Source organism: Lacticaseibacillus salsurae, from assembly GCF_045862175.1.
Classification (GTDB): Bacteria; Bacillota; Bacilli; order Lactobacillales; family Lactobacillaceae; genus Lacticaseibacillus; species Lacticaseibacillus salsurae.
This window is the reverse complement of record NZ_BAAFZI010000002.1, coordinates 41940-56574: the sequence shown is the minus strand read 5'-3', so window position 1 is coordinate 56574 and position 14635 is coordinate 41940. Positions and strand designations below refer to the sequence as shown.

At 50.0% G+C, this 14635-nt stretch carries 12 protein-coding genes; 11 read left to right on the top strand and 1 reads right to left on the bottom strand.

Going from position 1 to position 14635, the window contains the following annotated elements:
• From rsgA to ACKTSG_RS01480, 4 genes are all read left to right on the top strand, one after another.
• Positions 1-906, top strand: coding sequence for a ribosome small subunit-dependent GTPase A (gene rsgA / locus ACKTSG_RS01495; protein WP_407891258.1), 906 nt, complete (start codon positions 1-3; stop codon positions 904-906).
• A 9-nt stretch (positions 907-915) separates the two neighbouring features.
• Positions 916-1560 (top strand): ribulose-phosphate 3-epimerase, encoded by a 645-nt coding sequence (gene rpe / locus ACKTSG_RS01490; RefSeq protein WP_407891257.1) that lies wholly within the window; start codon positions 916-918, stop codon positions 1558-1560.
• Complete coding sequence (locus ACKTSG_RS01485; protein ID WP_407891255.1) at positions 1557-2225, top strand: thiamine diphosphokinase; 669 nt, start codon at positions 1557-1559, stop codon at positions 2223-2225. Before rpe ends, ACKTSG_RS01485 begins: the two co-directional genes overlap by 4 nt.
• A 183-nt stretch (positions 2226-2408) precedes the next feature.
• A complete protein-coding gene (locus tag ACKTSG_RS01480) occupies positions 2409-4211 on the top strand; it encodes a UvrD-helicase domain-containing protein (RefSeq protein WP_407891253.1) in 1803 nt (600 codons plus the stop codon).
• Positions 4212-4261: 50 nt separating this feature from the next.
• Here ACKTSG_RS01480 and rpmB read toward each other — a convergent pair whose 3' ends face one another.
• Positions 4262-4447 (bottom strand): 50S ribosomal protein L28, encoded by a 186-nt coding sequence (gene rpmB, locus ACKTSG_RS01475; RefSeq protein ID WP_054713751.1) that lies wholly within the window; start codon positions 4445-4447, stop codon positions 4262-4264.
• A gap of 227 nt (positions 4448-4674) precedes the next feature.
• Between rpmB and ACKTSG_RS01470 the strand changes: the two genes are divergently transcribed.
• The 7 genes from ACKTSG_RS01470 (at position 4675) to smc (ending at position 14630) form a co-directional block, all read left to right on the top strand.
• The gene (locus ACKTSG_RS01470; RefSeq protein ID WP_407891251.1) at positions 4675-5037 is read left to right on the top strand and encodes an Asp23/Gls24 family envelope stress response protein; all 363 of its coding nucleotides are present in this window, start codon (positions 4675-4677) and stop codon (positions 5035-5037) included.
• A gap of 52 nt (positions 5038-5089) precedes the next feature.
• On the top strand, positions 5090-6766 hold the full coding sequence (locus ACKTSG_RS01465) for a DAK2 domain-containing protein (RefSeq protein WP_407891249.1): 1677 nt from the start codon (positions 5090-5092) through the stop codon (positions 6764-6766).
• 89 nt (positions 6767-6855) lie between these two features.
• Entirely contained in the window at positions 6856-8895 is a 2040-nt protein-coding gene (recG, locus tag ACKTSG_RS01460) for an ATP-dependent DNA helicase RecG (RefSeq protein ID WP_407891247.1), read from the top strand.
• An 11-nt stretch (positions 8896-8906) separates the two neighbouring features.
• Positions 8907-9911 (top strand): phosphate acyltransferase PlsX, encoded by a 1005-nt coding sequence (plsX, locus tag ACKTSG_RS01455; protein ID WP_407891246.1) that lies wholly within the window; start codon positions 8907-8909, stop codon positions 9909-9911.
• 56 nt (positions 9912-9967) lie between these two features.
• On the top strand, positions 9968-10213 hold the full coding sequence (gene acpP, locus ACKTSG_RS01450; RefSeq protein ID WP_407891244.1) for an acyl carrier protein: 246 nt from the start codon (positions 9968-9970) through the stop codon (positions 10211-10213).
• A 158-nt stretch (positions 10214-10371) separates the two neighbouring features.
• Positions 10372-11076 carry a ribonuclease III gene (gene rnc, locus ACKTSG_RS01445; RefSeq protein WP_407891242.1) on the top strand — a complete coding sequence of 235 codons (705 nt, stop codon included), beginning with the start codon at positions 10372-10374 and terminating at the stop codon, positions 11074-11076.
• A gap of 11 nt (positions 11077-11087) precedes the next feature.
• Positions 11088-14630 (top strand): chromosome segregation protein SMC, encoded by a 3543-nt coding sequence (gene smc, locus ACKTSG_RS01440; protein WP_407891240.1) that lies wholly within the window; start codon positions 11088-11090, stop codon positions 14628-14630.
• The last annotated feature ends 5 nt before the right edge of the window (positions 14631-14635 follow it).

The following is a 14635-nucleotide window of genomic DNA, read 5'->3' as shown; positions in this document are numbered from 1 at the left end:
ATGCCAGAAAACCTAGTTGGCCGCGTGATCAGACAGATCAGTGGCTTTTATGATATTCAAGTTGGCGATACCGTGTATCGCACCCGCGGGCGCGGCAAAATGCGTCAACAAAAAATCACCCCGTTAGTCGGAGATTTCGCCGAGTTCACGCCTGGCGACACGCCAGCATCAGGCGGTTATTTGTTGAAAGTCAAACCGCGTTTAAATGCCTTGGTGCGCCCGCCAGTCGCGAATATCGACCAAGCCATTTTGGTGGTGGCCGCGGCGCAACCGGATTTTTCTGAGAATTTGCTGGATCGCTTTTTGGTGTATTTGGAAGGCAAGTCCATCCATGCGGAGATCTATGTGACCAAAACTGATTTGGTATCACCTGAGCGCTTAGCACAGATCCAAACCACCTTGGCCGGTTATGAAGCGATCGGTTATCGGGTGTTTGCCTCAACGCCGCCATTTGATGCCGCTTTGTTGGCCAGCGTTAAAGCCACTTTTGCCAAGCGGTTGACCATTTTTACTGGACAAACCGGGGCCGGTAAATCCACCTTGATCAATCATTTGGTACCAGGGTTAAGCTTAGCCACAGGCGAGATCTCCAAAGCCTTGAACCGCGGCAAACACACCACCCGCACCACGGAGTTGTTTGCCACTGATGGCGGCTTGGTGGCAGATACGCCAGGGTTTTCGTCGCTAGGGTTGTTGGATGTGACCTTAGATGACTTGCGTGACCGCTTTCCTGAGTTTGTCGCTTTGGCTGGCGGGTGTAAATTCCGCGGTTGCCAGCATCTCAATGAGCCAAAATGTGCGGTGAAAGCCGCGCTTGCTGCCGGTGAGATCATGACCAGCCGTTATGATGACTATGTTCAATTTCATACCGAATTAGCGGGCCTGCGCCCGACATATCGGAAATAGGAGGCTTTCATGAAAATTGCACCTTCGATTTTAAGTGCTGATTTTGCCAATTTACAACATGATGTCCAGCTAGTGGAGACCGCTGGTGCTGATCTGTTGCATGTGGATATCATGGATGGGCATTTTGTGCCGAATCTATCCTTTGGCCCAGGCGTGGTGTCGGCATTGCGCCCGATCACGAACTTGCCTTTGGATGTGCATTTGATGGTATCCGATCCGGAATTTTGGATCCCGTTATTTGCGCAAGCTGGGGCTGACACCTTGTTGGTGCATGTTGAAGCGACGCCACACATTGCTCGGGCGATCCAATTGATGCATGCCAACGGTGTGAAAGCTGGGGTAGTGTTGAACCCTGGCACGCCATTAAGTGCTTTAGAAGAATTATTGCCAATGCTTGATCAAGTGTTGATCATGACAGTCAACCCAGGCTTTGGTGGACAACGCTTTTTGCCTGCAATGGCGGATAAAGTCGCACGCTTGGTGAAAGCCCGAGAAGCGTTGGGACTACATTTTGCCATTGAAGTCGATGGCGGGATCAATGACCAAACCGGCGCGGTGGTTGCCAAAGCCGGCGCTGACATTGCTGTGGCCGGCTCTTATGTGTATAATGGCGATCCGGCTGCGCGCTTGGCGACCTTGCAGGCATTGCGATGACGCGATTGAACTTGTTGGTTGGCGGACCAAAGCAGTTATATCCAGCGGATTGGCAACAATTTCCTGGCGCATGGGTGGGGGTTGACCGCGGTACTTGGCATTTGCTTGAAGCTGGGATCAAGCCTTTGTTTGCTGTGGGTGATTTTGATTCCTTGACGGAAGCTGAACATCGTCAAGTGTTACAACAGGTTGCCGAAGTTCATTCAGCCAAGCCGGAAAAAGACGAAACCGATACCGAAATGGCGGTACGGTTGGCTTTTGTCGCCCATCATGCCACCCAGATCTGCGTGGTCGGGGCTACTGGCGGGCGCATTGATCATTTATTGGCGAATTTATTATTGCCGACCCAGCCGCGCTTTGCAGCTTATACCAATCACATCACCATGGTCGATGCCCAAAATCATATCCAGTTTTATCAACCTGGGCGCTATCAGCTGCAGGCGCTACCAGGATTTCGATATTTAGGCATCGTGCCGCTGACGGGTATCGCTCATTTGGAGATCCAAGGGGCAAAATACCCGCTACACGATTGGTCCAACCCCACGCCTTTTTCTTGGGCGTCAAATGAGTTTTTGCCCGGCCAAAAGACGGTGATCAGCTGGAGCAGTGGGGTGGTGGCGGTGATCCAAAGCCGCGATCGAAACGGGCAACAACAAGATAATTAAGCCACAAAAACGGCAGGCTAGCGGTCATATGATCGCTAGCCTGCCGTTTTTCATGAAGAAGGGTCTTGACCGATCACTGGCCACCACCTTTTTCCATGCCAATTATACCATGGCCTGTCCAGTCAAAAACAGACTGGTGATGACTGCAGTTTGGCGTACACTGGTAAGCCGAGGTGATGACTGATGAACGAAGCAAGACACTTAAGTGAGAGCTATCGACAATTGACCAGCGATGCGAGACAACTGACTCTGCAACTAGCAGATATTCAAGCGGAAGGCCGCGCAGTGAAGCAACAACTGGCTAGTGAAGGCCATTTGGATCTGGGGTCAATGAGCGAGACTTTGGATACATTTGCCAATATTGAAGCCAATAATCGCCAGATCGACACCTTAAATAGCCGCCATGATGCGGCAGCAGTGCGCTTAGCTCATGCCCAGTTGTTGATCCCGCAAGCTTATTTTGCCAAAATTTTGCTGGATTATGGTGAAGGCCCAGAAGCCTTTTATTTGGGTAAAGTCGGGTATGCCGATGCCAATGCCCAAGATCTGATCTACGATTGGCGGGCGCCAGTCGCTGATGCGTATTACGCTAATCGCAACGGCGCCACAGCTTATCTAGCCAATGGGCGCCAAATTCCAGTCAAGGTGGTGGGACGGACCCAATTTGTGATCGATCATGACCAATTGATCCGAGCTATCGACAGCCAAACAGCCGTTGGCGATCCGTTATTGCTGGAGGTATTGGCGCAAGATCGCAGCGGTGGTTTGCAAGAGATTACTGCGACGATCCAACAAGAACAAAATGCCATCATTCGTGAAGCGACGCATCCGGTGTTATTGGTGTCAGGTGTAGCTGGTTCAGGCAAAACGTCAGTCATGTTGCAACGCATCGCTTATCAATTATTTCAACATCGGGAGGATTGGACGGCCGATCAGATCTTGATCATCACGCCTAATGTGGCGCTTGGTCATTATCTCAAAGGGGTGTTGCCCGCGTTAGGGGAAGCTGAAGCGATGAGCGTGACGTATCCGCGGCTGTTAGCGCAACTGGCTAAGCGGTTTGGCATCGGGGATGTTGATGTCAACGATGAACACCAGGCCGCCATTGATGCGGCTTTAGCTAGGCGCTGGACGCGCTTTGTCGGGCGCAGTGGGCAACGAGCCTGGCAACAAACTGATCGAAAACAAAGCGCGTTATCGCGCCTTCAGCGAGTTTGGCGGTGGTTGCAAGCCACAAAGCAAGTGCCAACAGATAAGTCTGGCTGGCTTGACATTGAGGCCTTGGCAGAAGCTTGCCAGGTGCCAGCATTGAGCAGTTTGGATCAGTTATATGTGTGGTTGCAGATCACAAACTATCAACAAAGTGACCTCAAAGCTGTGTTTATCGATGAAGCGCAAGATTATGATGATGGCATGTGGCGGGTGATCCGTAGCATTTTTGCCAAAAGCGAGTTGACCATTGTGGGTGACCCACAACAAAAATTGATCGGCAAGCCAGTTGAGATCGCCGGTTATTTTGCCTCACGTTCGGTGATCTTGCGGCAACTGACCACCAGTTATCGGGCCACAGGTGCCATTACGGCGACTTTTGCCCAATATGCAGGTGCTACTTGGGCCAATAAGATCAAAGCGGTGCAAGCGCCTGGCGTGCGTCCTCAAACGATCACAGCGGCACAATTGGCGCAAGCATTAACTGACTTTCATGCTGCGGCCACGCAAAGCATTGCGGTGATCACCCCAGATTCAACGCAAGCAAAGCAGTTAGCCCAAATGTGCGATGGGCAACTGTTGGTTGCGAATGGTCAAAAAACGGTCAGTGCTGGTGTGAATATTATGCCGCTGACGGTTGCTAAAGGGTTGGAATTTGATTTTGTGGTGGTGTGGGCTTGGTCAAGTGACTATTACCAAGATCCTGAATTTGGCTCACAGCGGCGTTATGTTGCCACTTCGCGCGGCAGCAAGCAATTAGTGTTGGTTGAAAATTGACGACAAAAAAAGCTTCAACCACTTGGTTGAAGCTTTTTTAACTCTCCGGATTAGACCCGGGTCACTTTACCTGATTTCAGTGCGCGAGCGGAAACCCAAACGCGCTTTGGCTTACCATCAACTAAAATGCGAACCTTTTGGAGATTTGCTTTCCAAGCGCGCCGGCTGGAGTTCAAAGCGTGGGAACGCTTGTTACCAAATACGGTGTGGCGCCCGGTGATTACGTCTTTTGCCAAAATGCTGACCTCCTTGCTTATTCGCCATCTGCGAATTTTTCACTAGACCAACTTATCATAATCTCGCGGTGTATGCAAGATTTTTTGCAAAGGAAAATTACTTGACAGTGATTTTTTTCGGCTACGTTTGCGAAAAACAGCTTTGGTGACAAAACGCATGCCCTATGCTAAACTTATTGGGAAATACTACCCTGGGGTAGTGATTGCGCATTTTAGGAGGTTATAACATGGCGGTCAAAATCAAGACCAAATATGGGACCATCGATATTTCCAACAATGTCATTGCGACAGTAGTTGGCGGCGCGGCAACAGACATTTACGGCATCGTCGGGATGGCGAGCCGTAATCAGATCCGCGATAATCTCAACGATATTTTAAATCGTGAAAATTATGCTCGCGGTGTTGTGGTTCGGCAATTGGACAACGGCGTGTCTGTTGAAGTTAACATTGTGGTCGGTTACGGCACCAAGATCTCAGAAGTGTGCCGCAACGTCCAAGATAAAGTGAAATATAATCTTGAATCGATGTTAGGCGTCACTGCCAGTGCAGTGAACGTGATTGTACAAGGTGTGCGTGTCCTCGGCGATTAAGTTGAGTGGCTTGAATAAACGATAGGCATAGTCCTTGTTTGGAGGATCAGTAGTGGAAGTATCTGAAATTAATGCGGCGAAATTCCAAGAAATGATTCGTGTAGCGGCGCATCGCTTAGCGAAAAATGCAGAATTCGTCAACTCTTTGAATGTTTTCCCAGTTCCTGATGGTGACACCGGGACCAACATGAACTTAACGTTTGCCACTGGCGCCAAAGCAGTTTTGGAAGCCAATGATGAACATGTCGGTCAATTAGCCAAGAAATTAGGCAAAGGCTTGCTGATGGGCGCCCGCGGTAACTCTGGGGTCATCAGTTCCCAATTGTTCCGCGGTTTTGCCAAAAGTGTGGAAGCCAAAGAAACCTTAACGGCTCAAGATCTCGCTGATGCGTTTGCCAGTGGGGTGGAAACCGCCTATAAAGCGGTGATGAAGCCTGTTGAAGGCACCATTTTAACGGTGGCTCGAGAAGGCGCTAAGGCGGGCTTAAAAGCAGCCCAACAAAGCTCAGATGCTGTCGTCGTGATGTCTGCAGTGGTCAAAGCTTCAAAACGGGCCTTAGCCAAAACTCCTGATTTGTTGCCGGTGTTAAAAGAAGTCGGCGTAGTCGATTCAGGTGGCCAAGGCTTGTGCTTTATTTACGAAGGCTTCCGCGAAGGACTAGCCGGCGAAGCGTCTGATGATGATTTCGTGCCAGACGAAGCGGAAATGAACGAAATGGTCAATGCGACCCATCACCAAGGGGCGCAAGCCAAATTGAACCCAGATGACATCGTTTATGGCTACTGCACTGAAATGATGGTTGAATTAGGTGTTGGCGACGGACCCAAGAAGCCCTTTGATTACGAACCTTTCCGTAACTATTTGAATGAACTTGGCGATTCGACTTTAGTCGTGGCTGACGATGAAGTGGTCAAAGTGCACGTGCACACAGAACATCCTGGAACCATCTTCAAATATGGTCAACAGTTTGGGGCTTTAGCCAAAATCAAAGTCGATAACATGCGCTTACAACATGAATCGATCATTGAACGCGAAGACGCCATTGCTGCTGAACAAAAGCCACAACCATTAGCGGAATCTGGCGTCATTGCCATTGCTGCTGGCGCTGGGTTAGGCGAATTGTTCCAGAGCTTAGGGGTCGCGTATGTCTTAAATGGTGGGCAAACCATGAACCCATCAACTAACGACATTTTAGAAGCCATCAAAGCCGCCCATGCCAAAAATGTGTTGGTTTTGCCGAATAACTCGAACATTTTCATGGCGGCGCAAGAAGCAGCCAAAGCCAGTGATGTCCAAGTGGCGATCGTTAAAACCAAAACCATCAACCAAGGTTTGACAGCCATGTTGGGCTATAACCCAGAAGCTAGCTTAAGCGATAACCAAGCCATGATGACCAGTGAATTAGCCAATGTCGTGTCTGGCTCAGTCACTCGGGCGATTCGCGATACCACCATCGATGGGTTGGCCATCCACACTGATGACTGGATGGGGATCATCGACGGGGCCATCAAGATCACCAATGTTGATCGCGTCCAAGCAACTGTTGACATGATCAAAGCCATGTTGGATGAAGATTCTGAGATCATCACCTTGATCATCGGTGCTGATGGCACCAAAGCCGAAGCTGAAGCGATCCAAGCGGCGGTCGAAAGCTATGATGATGAGCTTGAAGTTGAGATCCATCAAGGGGATCAACCGGTTTACCCTTACTTGGTTTCAGTTGAATAAAATTGCTGAGAGGCCAGACCGTTATTGGGCTGACCTCTTCGTTATTTCTTGACAGTGACGACTAAATTATTGATGAAAGGAGGACGCTTGTGGCTTTAAATGACCCTGCAACCACACTACCTGGCGTTGGTCCCAAACGCGCTGAAGCGTTAGCAAGTTTGGATATTCACACCGTTGGCGATGTGTTGTTTTACTTTCCGTTTCGTTATGATGATCTGCAAGTGAAATCCTTAGACGAAGCGGCCGATCAAGAAAAGCTCACGATCAAAGGCATCGTCGTCGCCGACCCCGTGGTGTCACGCTTTGGCCCGCGGAAAAATCGTTTGAACGTGCGGGTGCAAGTCGATCGCGCAGTGGTGATGGTGACGTTTTTCAATCAACCTTGGTTAAAAGACAAATTCACCCAAGGTATGCAAGCGGCAATCTATGGTAAATGGGATGCCAAGCGCCACACGATGACTGGCATGAAAGTCTTAGCCACGCAAACAGATGACGCGCCTTCCATGGCGGCGATCTATCCAGCCAACAAAAATATTCGCCAAAGCACCTTGGCAGAATTGGCCAAAGCGGCGTTTGCCCGTGAAAAAGGGCATATCCCTGATATTGTGCCGGCAGTGATCCGCCAAAAGTTGCGCTTACTCACAGATGAACAACTGATCCAAGGCATGCATTGGCCAGATACGCCGCAAGCGGCCAAAGCCGCGCGACGCACGGCGATTTTTCGCGAATTCTTCTTGTTTGAATGCCAAATTCAAGCGCTGCGTGAAGACAACCAACTGGCGGCCAATGGGTTGGCGATCCCTTTTGATAACCAGCAAGTACGCGCGCTGATCCAAACCCTACCGTTTGCTTTAACTGCCGCGCAAAAGCGGGTGGTCAATGAGATCTGTGCGGACATGCGCAGTCCAAAACACATGAATCGTTTGCTGCAAGGGGATGTCGGCTCTGGTAAAACCATTGTGGCAGCGATCGCCTTATACGCTGCGGTGACGGCGCGGTTTCAAGCTGCGTTGATGGTACCAACAGAAGTGCTAGCTGAGCAGCATTTTGCCAAATTGACCAAACTGTTTGCCGATTTTCCGGTAAAATTAGCCTTACTGACTGGCACCACCAAAGGCAAACAGCGTCAAGCGACGTTAGCAGGTTTGGCCAGCGGTGAGATCGATATCGTGATCGGCACACATGCGCTGATCCAAAAAGCGGTCGATTATGCCAACTTAGGCTTGGCGATCATTGATGAGCAGCATCGCTTTGGGGTCAAACAACGTCAGATCTTGCAAGACAAAGGCTTAAAACCGGACTTGTTGGCAATGACTGCCACGCCGATCCCGCGGACTTTGGCCATTACCACTTATGGGGAAATGGACGTGTCCACCATCGACGAGTTGCCTGCAGGCCGGCAGCCCATCACGACCACGTGGGTGCGTCATAACCAAATGCGCGACGCCTTGCAACGCATGCAACAAGAACTCCAGGCGCATCATCAGATCTTTGCCATTACCCCGCTGATCGCCGAATCAGAAAAAATCGATTTGCAAAATGCGGAGCAACTTTATGCTGAAATGCAACAAGTCTTTGGCAAAACGGCGAAAGTCGCGTTGTTGCATGGCCAAATGAAGCCAGACGAAAAAGACGCCATCATGCGGGCATTTTCTGCTGGGGAGATCGATCTATTGGTATCCACGACTGTCGTTGAAGTCGGTGTAGATGTTCCTAATGCCACGGTGATGTTGATCATGGATGCTGATCGCTTTGGCTTAGCGCAACTGCATCAATTGCGTGGGCGCGTTGGCCGTGGCAAATCGGCGGCTTATTGTATTTTAGTGGCTGATCCGAAAAACGACATGGGCGTTGAGCGCATGCAAACGATGGTCACCACCACTGACGGTTTTAAATTAGCGCAAAAGGATCTGGAATTGCGCGGCTCGGGTGATATTTTTGGTGACAAGCAAAGCGGCTTGCCAGAATTTCGGGTGGCTGATCCGGTGGCGGATTTTGCCACATTGGCCGCAGCGCAACAAGTTGCTGCCAGTTTATTCAAAGCCGACCCAAGTTTGTCGGCGCCAGAATTTGCGCCTTTGCGCGCTTACTTAGCCCGACAACAACAGTTAGTCGGCACACTTGATTAGGAGGCTTTTTGATGAAAATTGCAGTGGATGCCATGGGTGGCGATCACGCCCCGGAAGTGGTGATCAACGGGTTATTACGGGCACGAGATGAATACCCTGACTTGGAATTTCTGGTTTATGGCGATACCGCGCAAGTGAAGCCGTTGATCACAGATGAAACACGCATCACGTTGGTGCACACCGATGAACAAATCGATGGCAATGACGAGCCTGTCAAAGCAGTGCGCCGCAAGAAACAAGCGTCGATGGTGTTGGCTGCGCAAGCCGTTAAAAATGGCGAAGCGGATGCGGTATTTTCACTAGGATCAACTGGCGCGTTACTGGCAGCTGGGTTATTTATCGTGGGGCGCATCAAAGGCATCGATCGTCCAGGGCTGATGCCGACTTTGCCAACTGTAGATGGCAAAGGGTTCATCATGTTGGATGTCGGCGCCAATGCAGAAGGCAAAGCTCAGCAATTGGTCAATTATGCGGTGATGGGCGATTTTTATGCCCGAGACTTGCGTGGGTTGAAAAATCCTCGCGTGGCGCTGTTGAACAATGGCAGTGAAGCGCATAAAGGCGATCCTTTGCATCAAGAAACCTACCAGTTGTTGTCACAACTTGACAGCATCAACTTTATCGGCAATATCGAAGCTGATCAATTGCTCAAAGGCGTCGCTGATGTTGTGGTCACGGATGGTTTTACTGGCAACGCCGCGCTTAAAGCCATTGAAGGCACGGCCAAAACCATTTTGAAACTGGTGAAATCCGCGATCTATGACACTGGCATCAAAGGCAAGCTCGGCGGGTTATTGTTAAAAGACGGGATCAAAGGCATTGCCAGCACCTTTGATGTGTCCAGCTATGGTGGCGCGGTATTGTTGGGGTTAAAAGCCCCGGTAGTCAAAGCCCATGGCGGCGCAGACGCTGATGCGGTGTATTACACCATTAAGCAGATCCATGAAATGGTGCAAAATGACACCGTTGGCAAAGTCAGCGGGTATTTCGCGCGACAAGCTGACGACTTGGCATAGACAAGTAGGCGAAAGTCGGCTATATTAGATGGCGTGTTAAGAAACGGAGGACCGTCATGACTGAGCAAGAAGTATTCGCAAAAATTTCAAGTCTCATCCAAGATCACTTCCAAACCCCGGAAGATAAGATCACCAGCGACTTGAACTTCAAAAAGGATCTAGATGCTGATTCGATCGATATCGTTGAATTCGTTTTGGAACTCGAAGATACCTTTGGCGCCGAGATCCCAGATGAAGATGCGGAAAACATTGTGACTGTTGGCGACGCTGTGAGTTACGTCATGGCCCATCAAACCAAGTAAACAGTGTAAATGAGTTGCCGAGACATTCGTTGAATGCCTCGGTTTTTTATTTGGGTTGTCCAGCCCTTGAGATTCGCCGAAAACTCAAGCAAGTGCAGGTGTTATTTTGGTGTGGCTCTTGTATAATAGACTAGAGAATATAAGGAGGAGTTTGGCATATGGTCGCTTCAGAATTTGTATCGGAACTAAGGAATCGCTATGGCATCGAGTTTCATGACCTTTCCATTCTTGATGAAGCATTTACGCATTCCTCTTACGTCAACGAGCATCAAGAACTAGGGCTCAAAGACAACGAACGCCTCGAATTTTTAGGGGATGCCGTGTTGGAATTAACGGTCAGTGACTATTTATACCGGCATTATCCTGAATTACCAGAAGGCAAGCTGACCCGCATGCGCGCTGCGATCGTGCAAACGCGCAGTTTTTCGGCATTTTCCAAAGAAGCGCATTTTGATCAATATATCCGCTTGGGCAAAGGTGAAGAAAATGCCGGTGCCCGCAAACGCAAGACCTTACTGGAAGATTTATTTGAAGCCTTTAATGGCGCCTTGTATTTAGACCAAGGCCGCCAGTCTGTGATCGAATTTTGTGAAAAAATGATCTTCCCTAAAATTGCGGCAGGCCAATTTGATGCCAACCGTGATCATAAAACCGCCTTGCAAGAATACCTGCAAAAAGATGGTGAAGTGGATATTGCCTATCACTTATTATCCGAATCCGGTCCGGCGCATGCACGCCAATTTGAAGTAGATGTGACGGCTGCTGGAAAAGTGTTAGGCACTGGGGTAGGCAAAAACAAGAAAGCCGCCGAACAAGCAGCTGCGCTAGCCGCTTTGGAGAAGTTGGACGACGCTGACAAGTAGGATGTGGACGCATGCAGTTAAAAGCATTAACGATCAATGGCTTTAAGTCTTTTGCTGACAAGACGCAAATCGAGTTCGTGCCAGGACTGACTGGGATCGTGGGTCCCAATGGTTCTGGGAAAAGTAATATTACTGAAGCGATCCGCTGGGCGTTAGGTGAGCAAAGTGCCAAAAGCCTACGCGGCGAAAAAATGGGGGACATTATCTTCGCTGGCACCGCCAATCGGCCGCCATTAAACCGCGCTGAAGTGGTGTTGACGTTTGACAATTCTGATTGGTATTTGGCTGATCAGCCGGCGACAGTCAGTGTGTGTCGCCGGCTTTATCGTGATGGGGAATCAGATTTTTTGATCAACAACCAAGCGGTGCGGCTCAAAGATATCATCGATCTCTTTATGGACTCTGGGTTAGGCAAGGAAAGCTTTTCTTTTATTTCCCAAGGCCGCGTTGAAGCCATTTTTAATAGTAAACCAGAAGATCGCCGGGGCATTTTAGAAGAAGCTGCCGGCGTCTTGAAATACAAACAACAAAAAGCCAAAGCCAACAAACAATTGGCTGAATCCGATGATAACCTTGATCGGGTCAACGACATCATTCATGAGTTGCACCACCAATTGGCGCCTTTGGAAGAACAAGCCTCGATCGCTCGCGATTACGAGCGGCAAATGGCTGATTACCAAAAATCCCACAAAGCGGTATTGGCACTTGAGATCAAGCAGCTAGCAGCTGAACAAACTGCGACCGCGACGCAAGCGAGTGTCACCACCAAGCTATTATCTGGGTTAAAAGAAAAACTTGCTGGCTTAGAAGCCCGTTCAGAAAGCCTGACTGCCAAAGACGTTGATTTCGATCAACAAGTGGCGCAAACCAATGATGCGTTATTGGCCGACTCCATGCATTTGGAGAACTTGACTGGTGAAACGCGGGTGTCATCTGAACGCGTGACCAACGCGCAAGCCACATTGGCAGATCTGCAAGCCCAACTGGATGATGCCACCTTGCAAGCGGCAGAAGCTGAAAAACAGCTGCAAGTGCTCAATGAAAAGCAAGCCGCCCAAGCCAAGCAATTGACCCAAGCCAACGCGGAATATGCCGCGGCGCAAAGTGCAGCCAGCGATCCGCAAGCGTTGAATCGCCAATTGGATGCCCATCAAGCCGCTTATATTCGCTTGCTGCAAGAACAAGCTGATTGCAACAATCAGCTGGCGGCAGCCAAAAAAGATCAACAAGTCCAAGCCAGTCAAATGGCGGCACAATCCACCCGTGCCCATGAGTTGACCAAACAAGTCAAAAACCAACAAGCCACATGTGACGATCTGGTCCGACAAGAGACGCAAGCTAAAGCCGCCTTGGCCAACGCCCAAGCGACTTTGAGCCAAACCAGTGAAACCGCTGAGAAGTTGCAGACTCAACATGAGCAACTGACTGCCGGTTATCAAAAAGCGCTGGGGATCTTTCAAGCCACTAAATCGCGATTTGACACCTTAAAAGAACTCAAAGAAGATTACAACGGCTTTTTTGCTGGCGTCAAAGCCGTGTTGCAGCATAAAGCCCAACTCAACGGCGTGGTTGGCGCTGTCGCGGAGTTGATCACGGTTCCCAAACAATACCAACAAGCGTTTGATATTGCCTTAGGTGGCAGTTTACAGTCGATCGTGACGGATGATGAACAAGCCGCCAAAGCCGCCATCAGCTACTTGAAACAAACGCGCGCTGGTCGGGCCACGTTTTTGCCGATCAGTGTGATCAAACCGCGCCAGATCCCTGCCAATGTGTTACATACCTTGCAGCAGCAGCCAGGCTTTTTAGGCGTCGGGGTCGATTTGATCCGCTATGCGCCAAAAGCGGCGAACATCATGGCCAACTTGGCTGGGTTATTAGTGGTGGCAGATGATTTGGATCATGGGATCGCCATGGCCAATGCCACTGGCCACCGCTATCGCATCGTCACCCTTGACGGGGATCTGTTGAATGTTGGCGGCTCAATGTCAGGTGGGCAAGTCCGTAGCAAAGGCAGCTCGCCATTAGCGCGCACCCAAGAAGTGCAAACTTTGGCGGCGAACTTGAAAACCATGACGAGTGCCTTGCAAGCCAAACATGATGAGATCTCAGGCATCGCCAGTCAATTGGCCACTGCCAATGAAGCCAAAACCCAAGCGCAAGCTACCGTCAACCAACAAGCTGCAGATCTCAAAGCGATCCAAGCCCAATTGGCGCCGCAACAAGAGCGTCTAACGGCATTGACACGCCAACTCAAAGCGTTAGGCTTGGATGCCCAAGCAACCACCGATTTTGACGTTTTGATCGCGCAACTACAAAGCCAAGCCGCCAGTTTAAAGGCAAAACTGGCTGACGCGCAAGCGCAAATCGACACCACCAAAGAGGCGTTGAATTCTGCGACTACTGCAGCAGCGGATCAACAAGCCCATATCAGTGAGCTCAAAGCCCAAGTCGCCGTGTTAAAAAGTGCCCAACAAACCACGGCCAATCAATTGGCGCAGTGGCAACAAAGCCGCGACACAGGTATCGCGCGGCAACAGGCTTTACAAACTCGGATCAAAAACATTGAAGCTTCTGCCAAAGCTGATGTGGCGTCAAGTTCCAGTCGCCAAGCGCAGATCAAGCAATTGAAAGCGTCAGTGGCCAAGCTCAAAAAACAACAAGCGCAACTGACCGCTGACAAAGCGGCCAATCGTCATGCGCTGAGTTTGGTGTCAGCAGAGATCACCACCGCCAATCGCCAACGTGATGACGCGCAAGCGCAAGCGTCGCAACAAGCCGTCAGCTTGAATCGCATCAAGTTGAATTTGGATAGTCGCTTAAACACGTTGTCCGAAGATTATCAATTGACCTATGAAGCAGCGATCAAAGCCGTGGATGAAGACGACGCCGCGTTGCCAATGTTGAAAAGTCGCGTGAAATTATTAAAGCGCGGCTTGGATGACTTAGGGCCCGTCAACCCCAATGCCATTGCTGAATATGACAACATTAAAACCCGTTATGACTTTTTGACCAAGCAACAAGCCGACTTATTGGCGGCCAAAGCAGACCTGTTGGAAACGATGAACGAGCTGGACGAAGAAGTCAAAACCCGCTTTAAAGCCATGTTTGACGCCACTGATGCCGCCTTTCAAGAGATTTTTCCCAAAATGTTTGGCGGCGGGCATGCCCATTTAAGCTTGACGGACCCCAATGACTTGTTGAACACTGGCCTTGAAATCGAGGCTCAGCCGCCTGGCAAAAAGCTGTCGCATATGTCACTATTGTCTGGTGGGGAACGCGCGTTGACGGCGATCGTGTTGTTATTTGCGATTTTACAAGTGCGTCCAGTCCCATTTAGCATTTTAGATGAAGTCGAAGCAGCGTTGGATGATGTCAATGTCAATCGCTTTGGCGAGTTCTTGCGGCATTATTCTTCAGACACTCAATTCATCGTCATCACGCACCGTCGTGGCACGATGTTAGCCGCAGACGTGTTATATGGCGTCACCATGCAAGAATCCGGCGTCAGCCGCATGATGGCCGTGTCATTAGACCAAGCACAAGCAGATTAAAAGGA

Excerpts from the sequence above, each read along its gene's own strand:
- rsgA (WP_407891258.1), top strand. The coding sequence starts at position 1 with ATGCCAGAAAACCTAGTTGGCCGCGTGATCAGACAGATCAGTGGCTTT.
- rpe (WP_407891257.1), top strand. The coding sequence starts at position 916 with ATGAAAATTGCACCTTCGATTTTAAGTGCTGATTTTGCCAATTTACAA.
- ACKTSG_RS01485 (WP_407891255.1), top strand. The coding sequence starts at position 1,557 with ATGACGCGATTGAACTTGTTGGTTGGCGGACCAAAGCAGTTATATCCA.
- ACKTSG_RS01480 (WP_407891253.1), top strand. The coding sequence starts at position 2,409 with ATGAACGAAGCAAGACACTTAAGTGAGAGCTATCGACAATTGACCAGC.
- ACKTSG_RS01470 (WP_407891251.1), top strand. The coding sequence starts at position 4,675 with ATGGCGGTCAAAATCAAGACCAAATATGGGACCATCGATATTTCCAAC.
- plsX (WP_407891246.1), top strand. The coding sequence starts at position 8,907 with ATGAAAATTGCAGTGGATGCCATGGGTGGCGATCACGCCCCGGAAGTG.
- acpP (WP_407891244.1), top strand. The coding sequence starts at position 9,968 with ATGACTGAGCAAGAAGTATTCGCAAAAATTTCAAGTCTCATCCAAGAT.
- rnc (WP_407891242.1), top strand. The coding sequence starts at position 10,372 with ATGGTCGCTTCAGAATTTGTATCGGAACTAAGGAATCGCTATGGCATC.
- smc (WP_407891240.1), top strand. The coding sequence starts at position 11,088 with ATGCAGTTAAAAGCATTAACGATCAATGGCTTTAAGTCTTTTGCTGAC.